This is a genomic window from Corynebacterium silvaticum (genome assembly GCF_004382825.2).
GTDB lineage: Bacteria > Actinomycetota > Actinomycetes > Mycobacteriales > Mycobacteriaceae > Corynebacterium > Corynebacterium silvaticum.
Genome location: NZ_SDQO02000001.1, coordinates 21,314 through 37,491, shown reverse-complemented (window position 1 = coordinate 37,491; position 16,178 = coordinate 21,314). Strand labels below are relative to the sequence as shown.

The window sequence follows — 16,178 nt, the reverse complement described above, 5'->3', positions numbered from 1 at the left end:
TTGCGTCATGGGAGATAGTGAATGGGTATCAGTCTTAGACAAAGCGCTGCGCACCAAAGATCCGGGAAATGACTCTGCGATTGATGACGGGGAAAAGCTCATAGGACATTCCGTTTTCGCTCGTGTTACAAATGACTCAACCCCGAAAATCGAAGTAGAACCAGCATCGCTCGACCCTTCAAAACCCAACCAGCTCCGCCTGCTACTAACGCACAAACTTCCACATAGAAATGACGGCGAACATGTCATCGTGATCGGGATGAATCCTTCAAAGGCACGAGCATTTTCCGGACGAAAAAAACGTCATACCCCGCCCGGTCACATGCCCGAGACAGATGAGACCGCAACCATTGTTCTAAGGTGGCTTGAAAGTGCCGCTCTTGCAAACACCAAACGCCTCACCCTCATTAACCTAGTACCGATCATTGAAACAGAAAGCTCAGAGGTTCAGGCTTTGGTGAACAACTGGACTGGACCATGCCTAAAATGCCTGTTCCGTACAATTCTTACCTCAGTGTTATCAGCCAACGAGAATTCCAACACGGACATTCGGATTATCTGCGCGTGGGGCAACCCAGAGAAAAAGCTATGGGTCCAAGACGGACAAGATTGGTTCTTCGAGTTCGTCAAACCTCTACTGAATGGCGGCGAGAGTATCGCAGGTCGGCTATGGCGCCTGAAATACGGCCAAGGTGGCCGAGTCCCTGACTTCCCGCCTCACCCAAACAAAAACCCATCATTAAAAACTGGAAAGAACTGCCTTATCCCGATGCCACTAGAACACAAGTAACCCACGCGAGTCGTACACCGACGCCCCCGTTGCCCGGCTGCCGCCTCGGATGGCGCGGTCTAAGGCCATGATGGTGGCGACCACGCCGTCGATTTTCTCGGTGGACTTTTGCTTGTCGGGTTTGATGTTGCCTGCCGGGTCGGTGCGGATGTGAATGTTATCCACCATCCACCCCAGAACAGGTTGCCCACCGTGTGCGAGGCGTCCTTCGAGTGCGAGTTTCATCAGCTCTTTGGAGGGTGGGCTCATGTCTTTGAAGCCTTGCCCGAACGGCACAACAGTGAAGCCCATACCTTCGAGGTTTTGGCTCATTTGGACCGCACCCCAGCGGTCGAACGCGATCTCCCTGATATCAAACCGGGTGCCGAGCTGTTCGATGTGGTGCTCAATATGCGCGTAGTGGACGACGTTGCCTTCCGTGGTCTCCAGGAAGCCTTGGGTGTGCCACAGGTCGTAGGGCACGTGATCCCGCGCGACCCGGAGTGGCAGGTTGTCTTCGGGTATCCAGAACCACGGCGCGACCCGGTACTTCTCATCCGACCCGTAAGGCGGAAATACGAGCACGAACGCCGTAATATCCGTCGTCGAGGCCAAATCGAGCCCGCCATAACACGGACGCCCCTCCAACTCCGCCAAGTCAACCGGAGCGTTGTTCTGGTTCCACACGTGCATCGGCATCCACCGCACCGACTGCTTCACCCACTGGTTAAGGCGCAGCTGCCTAAACGTGTTCTCCTCAGCCGGATTCTGCCGAGCAGAATTACACGCCGCACGTACCTTCTCCACGGGCACCGTCACCCCAAGGCTCGGGTTGGCTTTCGCCCAGACGGCCTCGTCAGTCCAATCATCATCCGCATCCGCGCCGTAGATCACCGGGTAGAACGTCGGGTCATGCTTTTTACCCGCGAGGAGGTCTTGGGCTTTTTGGTGTTGCTCGTAGCAGATCGAGTGCGTGTCGGTTCCGGCGGTGGTGATCAGGAAATACAGCGGCTGCGTGCGCGCATCACCCGATCCCTTGGTCATGACATCAAACAAGGCTCGGTTCGGTTGGGTATGCAGCTCGTCGAACACCACGCCGGAGATGTTGAAGCCGTGCTTCGAATACGCCTCAGCGGAGAGGACCTGGTAGAAGGAGTTGGTGGGCTTGTAGATGATGCGCTTCTGGCTCGAGAGAATCTTCACGCGTTTGGATAGGGCTGGTGATTGGCGCACCATATCGGCGGCGACTTCGAACACAATGCTGGCTTGCTGCCGGTCAGCCGCACACCCATAAACCTCGGCAGCCTGCTCACCATCCCCACACGTGAGCAGCAAGGCCACCGCAGCGGCGAGCTCGCTCTTGCCTTGTTTCTTGGGGATTTCGACGTAGGCGGTGGTGAACTGCCGATACCCGTCGGGCTTGACCACGCCGAACAAGTCCCGCACGATCGTCTCCTGCCAGTCCAGGAGTTTGAAGGGTTTACCGGCCCAGCGGCCCTTCGTATGGCGCAGGGCTTGGATGAACGCGACCGCGAAGTCGGCTTTACGCTTGTCATAGGTGGAGCCCTCTGCCATGAACCGGGTTGGCGTGTAACTTGCGGCCATGGTGGGTGGGCTCCTTCCTAGGGCATAAGAAAAGCCCCACTCGGGGGCTGGTTAGGCTGAGAGCGCGGCCCCGGCCGGTGTGGTCGGGGCAGGCTGGGTCTAGTCGGTGATGGTGGTGATGCCGTTGTTTCCGGCCTTGAGGCCTGCTTCGAAGGCTTGGGTCAGGATCTGGCGCAGGCCCCAGACGCTGACCTCGTGGAAGTCGAGCTCGTCGGAGAGCCGCTGGTCAAGGGTGGGAATGTAATCGAAACGCTCGCTGGTGATCGTGGTCAAAAGCTGGTTGAGGTCCTCGCGGCTCATCGTCGTTGTCATGGCTGTTTCCCCCTGTCGCTGTGGTTATTTGCGTATGTACATACAGCCATAGACCCGCCACCATATCCAGTCGTAATCGGCTCATTCTTAAGGCAAAACCAGAGATCTATATCTCTTGGCTGGCGGCTCGCCCATAGGCACACCGGCGCTGCCTGCTTGCCGCGTGCCACAGCCGGGGCTATACTCTTGCGCTCCGGTTGCGGTGACCCAGCGTAAGGTTTAGCGGCTGGCTTGGTCGTCGTCGTAGGTGGCGGCCATGCCGATGGCCCAGGCGGTGGCGTGGCCTTCGTCGAGGAACGCCTCCTCGGAGTCGGTCATGTGGACTGCGTGGTCGGTGTCGGTGCGCTTGTAGAGGGTGGCGAAATGATCGTAGGCGGCGCGCTCGTCGTTCCAGATCCGGTTGGTGGCGATCACCCAGTCGCCGAAGCTCATCGCATGCCCCAACACCTTGTGCTCTTTAGCGATCTGCTTGATGGTCTTGATCTGGCTGTTCATGGCTGCTTGTCCTTTGTCTTTCCCGTTGTTGTTTCGGTATGTATATACAGCCATAGGTGTCGGCATATATCCAATCATATTTGCCCTAGTCAGCCACTATTTTTCAAGAATTTTTCCGCCCAGTTATGGCCAGGTTTTTCGCTGGTTTGGGTGTGCGCCAGGCAGCGTCCCCGTCAAGTCCTGCGAGCAGGATTTGGCGGAGTTTCTTGTATTCGGGGCCGATGAGCCCCAGGGCGAGCAGGAAGCAGCGCATCGTGTACTTATCGTTGCCGCCCGCTGGTGGCTTGCTGCTCGTCCTCGTGGCGGTTTCGGCCCGCTCACACAGGGCGACAATCAACTGAATCACCGCCTCGCGGACGTCCTGGCTGGGCATGGTGGCAAACCATGGGAAGGCCACGACGTCACCCTCGAATTCGACCGGGGTGGCGGGGATGTCTAGGGCGCGGGCGATCAACGTGCCTTTGGAGGCGAGCAGGGCTTCGAGGTTGGCGCGTGTGCGCTCACTCCAGCCGGTGGTGGGCATCGTCACCGTCAACCCCACATCCCCCGCGTCTGCCGCCGTGAAGCCCGCACGCCAGGCAGCCTCTACGACAGCCTCAGCATCAGTGCCGTCTGGAAGGTGCAGGGTCCAGTCCCTGTCGAGGGTGGCCTCGCCGATACGGTAGGCAAACGTGGGCGTACCCGCATAGGCCGCGTCCACGCCCAGATGGGCGGCGATAGCTGTGGCGAGTCTCTTCCTGCCCGCCGTCTGCGGCTCGAACTCGATGGCGGTCATGCTGCCACCTCCTCGCCGAACCACGAGGCCACGAACTGGAGGAAACTGTTCGGGTCGTACTCGATCACGCGCACGACCAGCCGATAGCCGCGCACCCTCGCCTCACGGAGGGTGTCGTGGGTGTTGTGGACGTTGATTCCTGCTTCGATGAGTTCAGTGATTTCCAGATGGAGTTCGCTCATGACCAGTCCTTTCGCTCGATTCCCCAAGGGCTTGGGGTGCGGTTTGGTCATGTACATACAGCCATACGTTTGAACACTTATCCAGCGGTATTCGCCCTCATCAATCACCAATTTCGAGAGGTTTAGTCGCTGGCCCGGTCCACGTCCTTCACCACATTCAGATACGCCAGCTGCTCGCCGTCGCGCTGGCAGGTGATCTCGGCGGCATCACCCGTGGCTTCGGCGTACCGGCGCAAAATCACCGAGGCGTACTTCTCATCCAGCTCCATGCAGTAGCAGATGCGGTCAGTTTCTTCGGCTGCCATCAACGTGGAGCCGGACCCTGCGAACAAGTCGAGCACGACCGCATTGGCCTGGGTGGAGTTACGGATCGGGTAGGCCAACAAATCCAACGGCTTGCTGGTTGGATGGTCGGCATTACGCCGAGGCTTATCAAACCGCCAGATAGTGGTTTGCTTCCGGTCAGCGAACCACTTGTGCTTACCGCCCTGCTTCCAACCGAACAACACCGGCTCGTGCTGCCACTGATACGGGCTCCGCCCGAGCACCAACGAGTCCTTCACCCAGATACAACAACCCGACAGCTTGAACCCGGCTTCGGTAAACGCTTTGCGGAAGTTCAGCCCTTCGGTATCGGCGTGGAACACATACGCCGACCCACCCTTCTCCAACACAGCGCTCATGTTGGTGAACGCGGCCAGCAGGAACTCGAAAAACGCCGAGTCCGACTGCTTGTCGCCCTTGATCTTCAGACCATCGGATGATTCGAAGGCGACATTGTAAGGCGGGTCAGTCAGCACCAGGTTGGCACTCTTGCCATCCATCAACGTTGCAACATCGTCGGGGTTTGTGGCGTCTCCGCACACCAGCCGATGCCTGCCGACAGCCCAGATGTCTCCACGCTCGACGAAACTTGCCGCTTCGAGAGCGGCGGTCAGGTCATAATCGTCGTCTTCGATGTCGCCGTCGTCGAGGGAGCCGATCATCGCCTGGATTTCGGTGTCGTCGAAGCCGGTGAGCTCAACATCAAAATCACTGGCATCCAGGTCAGCGATCAACCAGGCGAGTTTGTCCTCGTCCCACTCGCCGCTGATCTTGTTCAGCGCAACGTTGAGAGCTTTTTCGCGGGTCTCGTCAAGCTCAACGACCACGCAATCAACAGCATCATGGCCGAGGTCTGCGAGGACTTTTAGGCGCTGGTGGCCGCCGACAACGCGGCCGGTGGTGGCGTTGTAGATCACCGGCTCGACATAGCCGAACTCCGTCAACGACCGCTTGAGTTTTTCGTAGTCCGCATCCCCGGGCTTCAGGTCTTTACGGGGGTTGTAGTCCGCAGGCTTCAAATCACCAATCGGTAACTGCTTGATCAGCATAAACCCTCACCTCCTCAAGAAGCTGGTTGACGAACGAAACCGTGTTCTCCCACGGATGGCCAGCACGGCCCATGTGGCCGTAGGTAGCTAGCCCCGCGAAGACCGGGGCTCGCAGTCCGAGCGCGTCGATCATCGCTGCCGGGCGTAGCGGGAATACTGCCCGGGCGGCGTTGGTGAGCAGCCAGTCGGGGTGCTGGCCAGAGCCGAACGTGTCGACGTGGAACGCGACCGGATCGGCCTTCCCAATCGCATAGGAGATACTCACGTGGCATTCCTCGGCCAGGCCTGCGTCGACGATTGTCCTGGCGATTAGCCGCGCCATGTACGCGCCCGTCCGGTCGACCTTGGAGGGGTCTTTACCTGAGAACGCGCCGCCGCCATGCGGACCGAGCCCGCCATAGGTGTCGACCATGAGCTTGCGTCCGGTCAGCCCGGTGTCAGCGGTGGGACCGCCGGTGACGAACCGTCCCGATGGATTCACCAAGATGTGGGTAGGTGCGGCACCTGGCAGGTGCTCGTCGATCGCCGGAGCAATGACCAGCGCGTTGATTTCGCGCTCGAGCACGTCCAGCGATTTGTCTTCGTCGTGTTGAACCGAGACGACCACGGTGTCGATCCCAACCGGGATACCGATCTCGTCATAGATCACGCTGACCTGTGCTTTACCGTCCGAATGAATCCCCGTGACCGTCCCCTGAGTGCGGGCGGTATCGATCCTGCGGCAAATGTCATGCGCGAGCACGAGCGGCAGCGGCAGCCGCTCAGGGGTCTCGCTGAAGGCATAGCCGTAGACAGTGCCCTGGTCACCTGCACCCAGCACGGAGCTCTCCCCAGTGTTGCCGGTGCGGGCCTCCAGCGAAGTGGTCACGCCCGCACTGATGTCCGGCGACTGGGAACGCACCCACACAAACACGATGAACCGGTTCGGGTCATAACCCGCCCGACGCAGCGCCACCCGCGTGGAAGCGCGAAGCCGGGGTTTGGCGGTGGTGGTCACCTCACCGGTCACGATAATACGGCGACCTGTAGCCATCACCTCCACTGCCACCCGAGCCTTCGGGTCGACGGCGAGGATGTCGTCCAGGATGGTGTCGGCGATCAGGTCACACAGCTTGTCAGGGTGACCAATACACACAGATTCAGCAGTCCAAACAGACACAGGGGCTCCTTCCGAGAAGCTGTGAAACATGAAGAAGGCCCACCCTCGTCAGGGCAGGCCAAGAAGAAATCGAAAGATGTCAGGAGCGGGCTTTCAGCAGCTGCTCCATGACCTGGTCACCGGGCGCGGTGCCGGAATAATCGGTGGTGCAGGTGGCGCGCACGATGTCGAAAATCTCGTACCAGTACACGTTGGCCTGCTTCCCAAAGGACTGCGACATCGCCACAAAAGGGCTAGCGATCGCAGCCCCAGTGGTCGGGTGCTTACCCAGCAGACCGAACTTCGAAATCGCCTGCTCACACTGCACATAGCGCGCGAACGCCTGCGCATACTGCTCAATCAGCCGCTTCGAGACGAACTCGGTACAGCCCCGGGCGTCCAACCACTCCCACGTCTCCCGATAGACCAAGTCAGCGCCGAGCGGTTTCCCGTCGCGCTGCTCAGCGCTCAGGTACTCATCCGGTTCGGGCATCGGCTCGCCCGCAAGTACCGCGCCGTCACCGATGTCGGTGCCATCCAGATCAAACACATCAAAATCGGTCGGCGCGGTGAGCCGGGTGGCGGGGCGTCCTGCGGCGAGTTTCTCGTTCAACGCATCAGGCTTCGCGCCCGCCCGGACGCGACGTCCACCACGGTTGGTTCCGTCTTTGGCCATGGCATGTATTCCTTTCAAACCCACAAAACAAGAAGTAGCCTTGCCATTGGAGGTAGATACATGGCGTCGGGCGAAATTAGTCAACGGACACTTACAGTTTTCCGGCAGATGCTTACGTCCTCAACCGTCAGGACGATCGAGGGCGCTTTCCGTGATGAAGGTTTCCAGCCTAAGCCGAATTTCCAATCCCAGGATTCCAGCGAGCGTCGGGCTACTGCCGAGTCGTTCCTTGCCGGATTAGACTGGTCCAGCGCCGAGACATCGATCCGACTTGCAAGAGCAATGGAAACCCTCCTCGAATCATTCGTTCCTGGGGAAATACTTCACGACTCAAAAACCTGGTCTAAATTCGTAAGACTCATGGGCTACGACGGATGGGAAGTTTCTGATAACGGCAAAGTGACGCCACCAGCTAACTACTCAGCTCCTATTACGATCGACACCTCCCGGCTTACAGATCCAAGCGGAGTACATGAGCAACTAGAAAGGTTACGCAACACGCAAGGGGATGCGCCAGCAGTTATCGGGGCATCCAAAGAATTGGTTGAAGCAACTGCAAAGGCAATCCTGCGAGAACTTAACCCAGAGGTTTCACCAGTCAGCGATTTCCCAGACTTGATCAAAGCCGTAAATGAAGCACTGGGACTCTCACCGGGCGCACGTACCAAAGGAATCGATTCCACACAATCCGTTAAAAGGATCCTCGGCGGAGCTACCAATATCGTTCTTAGTCTTAATGAGCTAAGAAACTCACACGGCACTGGGCATGGCCCCTCTACGGCACGCACCGGCCTCTACAAACGCCACGCTGACCTTGCCATCAATGCAGCAACCCTTTGGTGCCAGCTTGTAGTCGATACTTTCAATGACCCTCACGCTCCTTGGCGCAAGAGATGAAAACGGAAACTCGGGGTCAATACCCTGTTTGATTCGGTAACTTTGTGCACGGTTGGCCCCGCCCGCTGACCTGTCCGAGCGTCGTAGAGATAGAGAGACCCCAACCCCCTCGCCAGCGCCGCCAGGTTCCCCCGTGTCTGCCGATCAGCACTGAGGTGGGCATCTTTGAGGTTTCTCAACCTCGGCGCGACGTGGCGCGACGTGGCACAGATTTCAGTAGGTGTAGACCCTCGGGGTCTGCCTCCACCGGTCGCCGTCGAGCGCCGACTGGCGGGAGTGGCACGGCTTACACAGCGCCCGGAGGTTGCTGGTGTCGTGGGTGCCGCCGTGCTCCAACGGGATGACGTGGTGGACTTCCTGCGCCGGGGTGTACCGGCCAGCTGCGAGGCAGTCCTCGCACAAGGGGTGGGCGGTGATGTAGGCGGTACGAATCTTGCGCCAGCGGGCCCCATAACGTCGGTTGATCTTCGGGTCACGCTGCCACTTGCGGTAGCGCTCGTCCTCTGCCTTGGCGTGGGCTTCGCAGAAGCGGGCGTGGGTGAGGTTCGGGCAGCCGGGCTGGGAACACGGACGGGCAGGCTTGACCGGCATCACGCACCCCTTTCCCGGACACGGCAAAGCCCCAAGGCACCCAGCCGATGACCGGGCTTGCCCTGGGGCTTTTCCTACTTTTCAACCACCTACATCATTGCAGGCCCGAAACCCTAAATGCATCCGCAGTTCTTGACACCTTTTGGCGGCTAGGTTCACGCGGCCTGCCCATACAGCGCCGACGCCAGCCGGGCGAGCGCCCGAGACTTCTTCTGGTGGGCGCTGGTGCGCTCCACGTAGAAGTGGTCACACACCGTCTGCACCGCCTCATCCTGGGTACCGTCGCCGAGGAAGAATGCTTCGAGCACGAACCTGTCGTCGTCGGTGAGCAGCTGCCAGGCGGGCAGGAACCACGCCATGTACTCACGCGCCTGGGCGTAGCGGGCACGGTAGATGTCGATCCGATCCAACGTGACCGCCACCCGTATCTCCCCAGCGTGCAGATCCGTGTGGCGGGGCATCCCGTCGAGTTTCGATGAGGCTGGGGTGGTGACGTCGTCGTAGGCGGTCTTGATCTGCTCGTCGGTGGTGTCGATGATCTGCTCCATCACGGCGAAGTCCTGCAATGCGCTGATGGCTGCTTTGCGGGTGTCGAGGTATTTGGTCATCACATGCATGACGACTCCTTCCTGCTTATGGTTGTGAGTTCGGTGGCGACCGCGTCGATCAATGCGGCCTGGGTCATGTCCTTCGTCTCCAGCGCCTTGAGGACGGCTTGGTCGAGGGTGCCGGTGGCGGTGAGGTGGGTGATGGTGACAGGCTCGGCCTGTCCTTGTCGATACAGCCGGGCGTTGGTCTGCTGATACAGCTCCAAGCTCCAGGTCAGCGAGAACCACACGAGCAAGTGGCCACCGGACTGCAGATTCAGTCCGTGCCCAGCGGAAGCGGGGTGGATCAGGCCAAGCGGGATGTCGCCCCGGTTCCACGCCTCGATGTCCGCCGACGTCTTCAGTTCGCGGACTTGTGGGAAGCGACGCTGGATGCGTTCGCGGTCGTGTCGGTACCAGTAGGCGACGAGGACGGTTTGGCCGTTGGCGGCCTCGATGATGTCTTCGAGGGCATCGAGTTTCGCCCCATGCACCTCGACCGTATCGCCGTGCTCGTCGTAGATCGCACCCGAGGCGAGCTGCAGCAGCTTGCCCGACAGCGCGGCTGCGTTCGCCGCATCCACCACCTGCCCATCCAGATCAACCACCAGGTCGGCCTTGAGCTGCTCATACACAGCTCGTTCTCCGGCTCCGAGCACCACGGGCGTGGTCGTCACCGTCAGATCAGGCAGCGTGAGGTGGTCGGTGGTGCGCATTGACAACGTCATGTCGGCGATAGCGTCGTAGATTTCCTCCTCAGCGCCTGCCCTCGGCTTGTACGTGAACACCTGCATTCCGTTGCGCTTATCCGGCAGGAACCACTTGTCGCGGTAGCGGGTGATGAATCTGCCGAGGCGTTGGCCGCCGTCGAGGAGCCGGAATTGCGCCCAGATGTCCATGAGCCCGTTGGAGGCGGGGGTGCCGGTCAGGCCGACCCAGCGCTTCACGTGTGGGCGCATTTTCACCAACGCCGTGAACCGCTTCGCACGGTGGTTCTTGAAGCTGGAGAGTTCGTCGATGACGACCATGTCGAACGGCCAGCTATCGCCGTACTGTCTGACGAGCCAGGGGATGTTTTCCCGGTTGATGACGGTCATCATCGCCGACTTGGCCAGCGCGTCGAGCCGATCCTGCTTTGTGCCGACCGCGACCGCCACCGATAGACCTTGGAGGTGGTCCCACTTGGCTACTTCGGCTGGCCAGGTGTCGCGGGCGACGCGCAGTGGTGCGACGACAAGGACGCGGGAGACGGTGAAGTAGTCGAGCAGCAGCTGCCAGATTGCCGTCAGGGTGATGACACTCTTGCCGAGTCCCATGCCCAGGAGGATCGCCGCTTCGTGGTGGTCGAGGATGAACCGCGTGGCGGTCTGCTGGTAGTTATGCGGCCGGTAGCGCATCAAGCACCTCCTTGATGCCGTCGGTCGAGTCAACGACCAGCGCGGTGAAGCCGTGGGCGGCCAGTTGGCTCATCCGGCGGCGTTGGATCGGCCGGGGCTTCTTGCCGGGTGCTTTGACTTCGACGAAGACGACCTGGCCTCCCATCAGGCATAGCCGGTCAGGTACGCCCGTGGTTCCAGGGCAGACAAGCTTCCAGCACAGACCCCCGTCATCCTCAACCGCACGCTTCAGTGCTTGTTCGATGTGGTGTTCGTTCATGGTCACTCCTTGAGATTTCAAGGGGTGTGCTGGTCGTGACGGTCTGCCCTTAACTTTCTATATTGGTTTGTACTTTTAAGGCCCTATAGAGAAGTCCAGGGGCGACTAACACGACCAGCACGCCCGGCGGGCGGTCACCGCAAAAACGCTGGTGAGGACGGGTACAGACGGTAGTAATGGTTCAACCAACCACGATCCTTCGGCCGGTAACCGCTGACGACTATCGCGTCGTTAGCGGTTGTGGTTGATGGGGTGCGGGATGTCATCGTGGGGTGTCCTTTCAGAGTTCGAATTCGGTTTTCAGGCGCAGCCCGACCACGCGCACGCCTTGGTTGGTGCGGTGTTTCGTGTGGCCGGCTTTCTCCAGTGCTGCGGCGAAGTCGGTGGTTGACCGGGCGTAATCTCCTCGACCGATTGCCCACGCCCGGTAGCGGGCGTAGAGTTCCCCGGACTTCTCCGACAGGCCGTCGCCGGTTTCGCAGCGTTCGTCGAGGAAGTGGGCGAACCAGTCGTTGGCCGCCCGGTACGCCTCTGACGCCTCCACCACTTGGGCGGGTGGGGTGAGCCGGTAGTCCTCGGCGTGGATCAGCTTCGCGCCGTCCATGATCCAGGCGAGGACTGCGCCACCGGCGTGCTCGAACAGGTGGTCGGCGTAGTTCTTGATGTCCTTGTCCGGTTTGATGGTTTGTTCGAACGGGATCACCATGAGCCTGCGCCAGATGCCGGTGTCCATCGCACCCACACGCGGTAGGTGGTTGGTGTAGAGCACGAGCGTGTGCGAGGGGGTGAACGAGAAGGGGTCCTTGTACTTCTTCTCGGCGGCGATCTTGTCGGTCGAGGCGAGTTGTTTCGTCGTCGAGGTCGACAGGCGCACACCTTCGTCGTTCTCGCCAGCGATGAGGAGGCGTCGGGCGCGGGTTTCGGCCATTTCGTGTTTGGCGTTGTTCTTCTTGCCCGCGATGAGCACCTCAGCCGAGATGGTCTCCGAGTACGAGCCTAGGACGCGGGCGATGGTGTTCCAGAACGTGGATTTGCCGTTGTTACCGTCGCCGTAGGCAATGATCAACGCCTCAATCAGTACTTTCCCGATCGCGGCCAGGCCGCAGACTCGTTGCACGTACCCGATCAACTCCGCGTCGCCGCCGAAAGTGACGTTGAGCGCGTCGAGCCACATCTGCTGGCCTTGATCGGTGGGGTCGACGGCGGTTTGTTTGGTGAGCATGTCGCCTGGGTCGTGGTCACGGGCTGTGCCGTCGCGTAGGTCGAACGTCGCCGAGGGGGTGTTGAGCAGGTAGGGGTCGGCATCGAGCACGTGCGGGTCGATGAGCGCCAATGGGCGGGCTTGGCGCATGACGGCGAGGATGGTGCGGTCTGAGCGGCATTTGTAGATGAACTTCATCCACTCCTGCACTGCGACCATCTGGTGGTAGGCCCGCGCCTGCTCTCGGCTAAACGCCGCCAGCGCCTTGGTCTTGCTCATCGCCACCAACATCGCGGTCACCCCGAGTTCCCCGGCACGCTCGGTCACCTGGTCGAGTTCGGTCTGAGCCTGTTCGAGTTGGCGGGTGGTGAGTTCTTGGACGACGTGCTGGACTTTGGGTTCGTTTTCTTCCCACACCCCGTTCTCGTAGGCCATCCACGCGGTCGCCGGCGAATAGCAGATCCGTCCCGCGTACTCGCCAGCCAGGATCGTCGCCTGCCCCACATCGGTGAGATCATCTGGCTTCAGGCTCGTCAGCTCCGCGTAGGCTTCCGGCGACAGATACCCCGGCTGCGCCTCAACCTTGGCGGCGAACCTGCACGCCGAGCCCCAGATCGACTCCAACTCGTGATCCCCGAGGGGCGGTTCGCACAGGGACGCTTTCCGGTCGAACAGGTCACGAGCTTGGGCGGTCTGCCCGTAACGGATCAGGACGCGTCCGGCGAAGCGGGAGAGGGTGGCGTTGCGGGAGCCTTCCCCGATCACCTGCGTGGAAGCGTCGAACGCGGCGAACACGTCAATCTCGTCGGCCTCATCCAGCCACGCGTCGAGCAGCTGGTTGCCGTTGTGGATGGTGGTTTCGGGGTTGGTGGTGCCGTAGATGAACCTGCCGGCATCCAACGCCTGCTGATCAAAGAAACCGAACCTGGCCGCCAGGCGGCGCTTCAACCCCGCATAGGTGTCGGCGTCCGTGACCTCGGTGATTGGGAAGTAGACGTGGAAGCGCGGCCTGGCCGACAGTGCGCCCTTCGGCTTCTGGTTGTTGCGGCTGGTGGCGGTCATGAACACCACACCCGCCATGAGCTCGCCGAGGGTCTCCGATGTGATCCAGTCGGCGGGGTTGTCGGTGTGGTCGTTGTCGATGTCCATGACGACACAGTCTGAGGAGATGAAGCTCGCAGAGGAGCGCCGGTCGCCGGTGTAGGTGGCGGCGACATGATCCAGCTGGGTCACCTGCCCTAGTCCCGTCTGGTCGGTGATGTGGTGGTGGTTCGGGTAGTGGTTGTTGTGTGGGTTGCCGCTGCTGGTGGCGGCACACAGGGTGAATGGCGTCATGCGGGGTGCACCTCCTGAAAGTCAGCGCCGAAGAACCGGACCGGAATATCCATCTGGTGAGCCCAATCGATTTCGGCACGCATCCCCGCGCTGACCCGGCCGATGTATGCCCACAGCTGTTCGCATTTCGACAGCAGGATGCGGTTAAAGAACATGGCCAGCTCACGGGCATCCGGGTCGGTGTCGTCCATGAACTGCGGGTAGTGCAGGTGCGGGGCCAACGGAATTTGCCGCGCGGAGACAGCGAACGCGCTGAAGCGGCGGGCAAGCTTGAGGTTGGCTTCCACATCGCCGCAGTACGGGGAGCAGATGTACACCAGCGGTCGGTACCCGTACTCGGCGCGCTGGATCGCTTTCAGTGCCTTGTAGCAGGTGGGGTCAGGGTATCCTTCGATGTTCTTGGTCGGGATTCCGCTATCGAGAAGCGCGGTGGTGGTCATCTGGCGTCCTCGCCTTCACGCTCGATTACCGGCAGCAGCCTGCGGGTGTTTTTCAACAGGTCATAGATGAACAGGCGTCCCTTCTGCGTCCAGTACATGTGGGTGCGGGTCTTGCCCTCGTCGTACTCGTGCGTCTTTGACTGGGTGTAGCCCTGCTCAGCAAACTTGGCGTAAAGGAACCAGCGGCCGGACTGGTGGAACTGCACCTGCTCCTCGCGCAGAATCTGGTTCAGCTTCTTCGCGCTCAATCCGTAGTCCTTGGCGATCTCGGTGGTGGTGATCAACGACGGCGATGCCAGCACCACGTCGTAATAGGACACCTTCGGTGCCGCCTCCAGCAGGGCTTGTTCGGCGGCGAGCCGCTTCGCACGCTCTGCTCGGATCGTGACGATCGCCCGCTCCAAGAACTCATCATCATTGAGCAGCTCGTCAATGGCGTACACGCCGTGACGGCGGATCGACGGCAACACCTCGTCGAACACCCACGCCTCGAACTGTTCGGCGGCGGGCAACTTGGAGGAGACGATCAGCCGATACAGGTCACCTTCGCTGATGAACCTGACCTGCTGGATGCCACCAGGCGTCTCAAGGGGGTAACGAAACGGAACCCCCTTGCAATGATCTTGGAGTGCCTTGCTCGGGTTGGCGTAGCCGAGGGCGGTGGCCACATCCCGTCCGCAGAACAACACCTGCCCGCCGGAGGTGATGGTTCGGATCGTGCCGAACTCGTGGTTGGTGAACGCTTGTAGTCCGGTAGCCATGACCAGCTCCTTTTCTGAGAGCCGGGTAGACAAACAGGTGGCGCGGGTTGCGCCAGGCTCTCACCTGTCAGGCACGGCAGGCACCGAAACCGGACACGGCGTGAGGAAGGCTCTCGCCCATACGCCCCCGAGGGCCGGCGAATCCGGACGGGTCAGAGGGCACCAGGAGAAGCGCTGCGGCAGCCTTGACACGATCCACGCCGCTGGAGTTCCGGCATGAACCTGACTAGCTTGGGGATGGTCGTTCAGCTCGCCTCGACCCCGGTCGAGAGTTGGTTGGATCTCTGGTGTGGAGACGCCGACTTCGGCACGTGACGTTGACCAGACGGCCACGTTGACGTACCGTAGGAGGTGATAGATCCCCGGTCAGGCCTCTAGTCCCGCAAGGGTCAATGCACAAATGACCGGGGCCTTTCATTTTCTAGGAAGCTCATGGTCAAGCGCTGGCTCAGTTACGATGAACAAGTCGAACTGCTTCAAGCACGCGGTTTGACCGTCACTGACACCGCGTCAGCAGCCGAGTTCCTATCTCGCGTGAACTACTACCGTCTCTCGGGATATTTCCGTTACTGGCAAATCGACCCTATGGCGGGCAACAACTGCTTCTTAGACGGTTCATCCTTTGATGTGATCCAGCGACTCTACGAAGCCGAACAGGACCTAATTGTAGTCTGTGACGAGGTCCTCCACCCGATCGAAGTTCTCCTCAGGACCCGGTTTGCTCACTACTACGCCCAGCGTGTCGGAGCGATCGGAGCGTTCGCTCGAGGTGACGGGTTCACTCAATCTCCTAATCCTGATGATGAACGTGTCGAAGAGCATGCACTGTCGAATCTGGATCGAAGCAAAGAGACCTTCGTGTCTCACTACCGCGATGAGATCAAAACCGGTAGGGCTTACAGCATTGAGGCCTATGCGCGCATGCCCATCTGGGTAGCGGTAGAGGCCTTCTCATTTGGAAGCCTGTCCAGACTCATCGAGGCTTCAGGCACGTCCGGAGTACTGCACGACATGGCAGCATCGATGAACGTTTCCCCCACCACGCTGCCAAGCCAAGTCCGGTCATTCGTCTACCTACGCAACCGCAACGCCCACTGCGCCAAACTCTGGAACCACGCTGTTCTCGACCGTCCAGGGCTCCTCCCCAACATCGCCCGACGAGCTAAACGAGACCACCGCCAATTCAACGATCACTCGATCTACAAGATCTTCGTCGCACTTGACCAAGTCGCCACCAAGACGGGACTCCAGAAGGATTGGCTCGCCAACCGAGTCGAGCCAATCCTTGCCACGAATGCCCTGCTCGCCGCAGGCATCGCAACCCCAGCCCGCTACGGCGAAATGGCGCCAAAGCTACTCACCGCCAACAACTAGCTCTCCACCAC

At 60.3% G+C, this 16,178-nt stretch carries 19 protein-coding genes; 4 read left to right on the top strand and 15 right to left on the bottom strand.

Annotated features, from left to right (window positions below):
- The first annotated feature begins 7 nt into the window (after positions 1-7).
- Positions 8-790 (top strand): DUF1643 domain-containing protein, encoded by a 783-nt coding sequence (locus ET810_RS00215; protein ID WP_134316339.1) that lies wholly within the window; start codon positions 8-10, stop codon positions 788-790.
- Here ET810_RS00215 and ET810_RS00210 read toward each other — a convergent pair.
- The 8 genes from ET810_RS00210 to ET810_RS00175 form a co-directional block, all read right to left on the bottom strand.
- Positions 776-2,374, bottom strand: coding sequence for a terminase large subunit (locus ET810_RS00210; RefSeq protein WP_134316338.1), 1,599 nt, complete (start codon positions 2,372-2,374; stop codon positions 776-778). The genes ET810_RS00215 and ET810_RS00210 overlap by 15 nt on opposite strands.
- Positions 2,375-2,473: 99 nt before the next feature.
- The gene (locus ET810_RS00205; protein ID WP_197913461.1) at positions 2,474-2,686 is read right to left on the bottom strand and encodes a DUF6900 domain-containing protein; all 213 of its coding nucleotides are present in this window, start codon (positions 2,684-2,686) and stop codon (positions 2,474-2,476) included.
- 219 nt (positions 2,687-2,905) lie between these two features.
- Positions 2,906-3,181, bottom strand: coding sequence for an Nmad4 family putative nucleotide modification protein (locus ET810_RS00200; RefSeq protein WP_166741059.1), 276 nt, complete (start codon positions 3,179-3,181; stop codon positions 2,906-2,908).
- A gap of 103 nt (positions 3,182-3,284) precedes the next feature.
- Positions 3,285-3,956: a hypothetical protein gene (locus ET810_RS00195; protein WP_134316337.1), complete on the bottom strand. Its 672-nt coding sequence runs from the start codon at positions 3,954-3,956 to the stop codon at positions 3,285-3,287.
- A complete protein-coding gene (locus ET810_RS00190; protein WP_134316336.1) occupies positions 3,953-4,138 on the bottom strand; it encodes a cell division protein in 186 nt (61 codons plus the stop codon). The genes ET810_RS00195 and ET810_RS00190 overlap by 4 nt, the downstream gene beginning before the upstream one ends.
- A 122-nt stretch (positions 4,139-4,260) precedes the next feature.
- The gene (locus ET810_RS00185; protein WP_134316335.1) at positions 4,261-5,511 is read right to left on the bottom strand and encodes a site-specific DNA-methyltransferase; all 1,251 of its coding nucleotides are present in this window, start codon (positions 5,509-5,511) and stop codon (positions 4,261-4,263) included.
- Positions 5,483-6,670, bottom strand: a complete 1,188-nt coding sequence (metK, locus tag ET810_RS00180; protein ID WP_225870272.1) for a methionine adenosyltransferase — start codon at positions 6,668-6,670, stop codon at positions 5,483-5,485. Before metK ends, ET810_RS00185 begins: the two co-directional genes overlap by 29 nt.
- A gap of 79 nt (positions 6,671-6,749) precedes the next feature.
- On the bottom strand, positions 6,750-7,325 hold the full coding sequence (locus ET810_RS00175) for a P27 family phage terminase small subunit (protein WP_134316333.1): 576 nt from the start codon (positions 7,323-7,325) through the stop codon (positions 6,750-6,752).
- 108 nt (positions 7,326-7,433) lie between these two features.
- Between ET810_RS00175 and ET810_RS00170 the strand changes: the two genes are divergently transcribed.
- Positions 7,434-8,222 (top strand): abortive infection family protein, encoded by a 789-nt coding sequence (locus ET810_RS00170; protein ID WP_166741060.1) that lies wholly within the window; start codon positions 7,434-7,436, stop codon positions 8,220-8,222.
- Between the two features lie 213 nt (positions 8,223-8,435).
- Here the strand turns inward: ET810_RS00170 and ET810_RS00165 are convergent, their stop codons facing one another.
- From ET810_RS00165 to ET810_RS00135, 7 genes are all read right to left on the bottom strand, one after another.
- Positions 8,436-8,813 (bottom strand): HNH endonuclease, encoded by a 378-nt coding sequence (locus ET810_RS00165; protein ID WP_134316331.1) that lies wholly within the window; start codon positions 8,811-8,813, stop codon positions 8,436-8,438.
- 155 nt (positions 8,814-8,968) lie between these two features.
- Entirely contained in the window at positions 8,969-9,421 is a 453-nt protein-coding gene (locus ET810_RS00160; protein ID WP_232251709.1) for a hypothetical protein, read from the bottom strand.
- Positions 9,421-10,797 (bottom strand): DEAD/DEAH box helicase, encoded by a 1,377-nt coding sequence (locus ET810_RS00155; protein WP_134316329.1) that lies wholly within the window; start codon positions 10,795-10,797, stop codon positions 9,421-9,423. Before ET810_RS00155 ends, ET810_RS00160 begins: the two co-directional genes overlap by 1 nt.
- Complete coding sequence (locus ET810_RS00150) at positions 10,778-11,056, bottom strand: VRR-NUC domain-containing protein (protein ID WP_134316328.1); 279 nt, start codon at positions 11,054-11,056, stop codon at positions 10,778-10,780. The genes ET810_RS00155 and ET810_RS00150 overlap by 20 nt, the downstream gene beginning before the upstream one ends.
- Before the next feature lie 280 nt (positions 11,057-11,336).
- On the bottom strand, positions 11,337-13,592 hold the full coding sequence (locus tag ET810_RS00145) for a phage/plasmid primase, P4 family (RefSeq protein ID WP_134316327.1): 2,256 nt from the start codon (positions 13,590-13,592) through the stop codon (positions 11,337-11,339).
- The gene (locus tag ET810_RS00140) at positions 13,589-14,032 is read right to left on the bottom strand and encodes a DUF7768 domain-containing protein (protein WP_134316326.1); all 444 of its coding nucleotides are present in this window, start codon (positions 14,030-14,032) and stop codon (positions 13,589-13,591) included. The genes ET810_RS00145 and ET810_RS00140 overlap by 4 nt, the downstream gene beginning before the upstream one ends.
- A complete protein-coding gene (locus ET810_RS00135; RefSeq protein ID WP_134316325.1) occupies positions 14,029-14,793 on the bottom strand; it encodes a phage antirepressor in 765 nt (254 codons plus the stop codon). The genes ET810_RS00140 and ET810_RS00135 overlap by 4 nt, the downstream gene beginning before the upstream one ends.
- Between ET810_RS00135 and ET810_RS00130 the strand changes: the two genes are divergently transcribed.
- Positions 14,792-15,013 (top strand): hypothetical protein, encoded by a 222-nt coding sequence (locus tag ET810_RS00130; RefSeq protein ID WP_134316324.1) that lies wholly within the window; start codon positions 14,792-14,794, stop codon positions 15,011-15,013. The genes ET810_RS00135 and ET810_RS00130 overlap by 2 nt on opposite strands.
- A gap of 212 nt (positions 15,014-15,225) precedes the next feature.
- Complete coding sequence (locus ET810_RS00125) at positions 15,226-16,167, top strand: Abi family protein (protein ID WP_134316323.1); 942 nt, start codon at positions 15,226-15,228, stop codon at positions 16,165-16,167.
- Positions 16,168-16,178 lie beyond the last annotated feature (11 nt).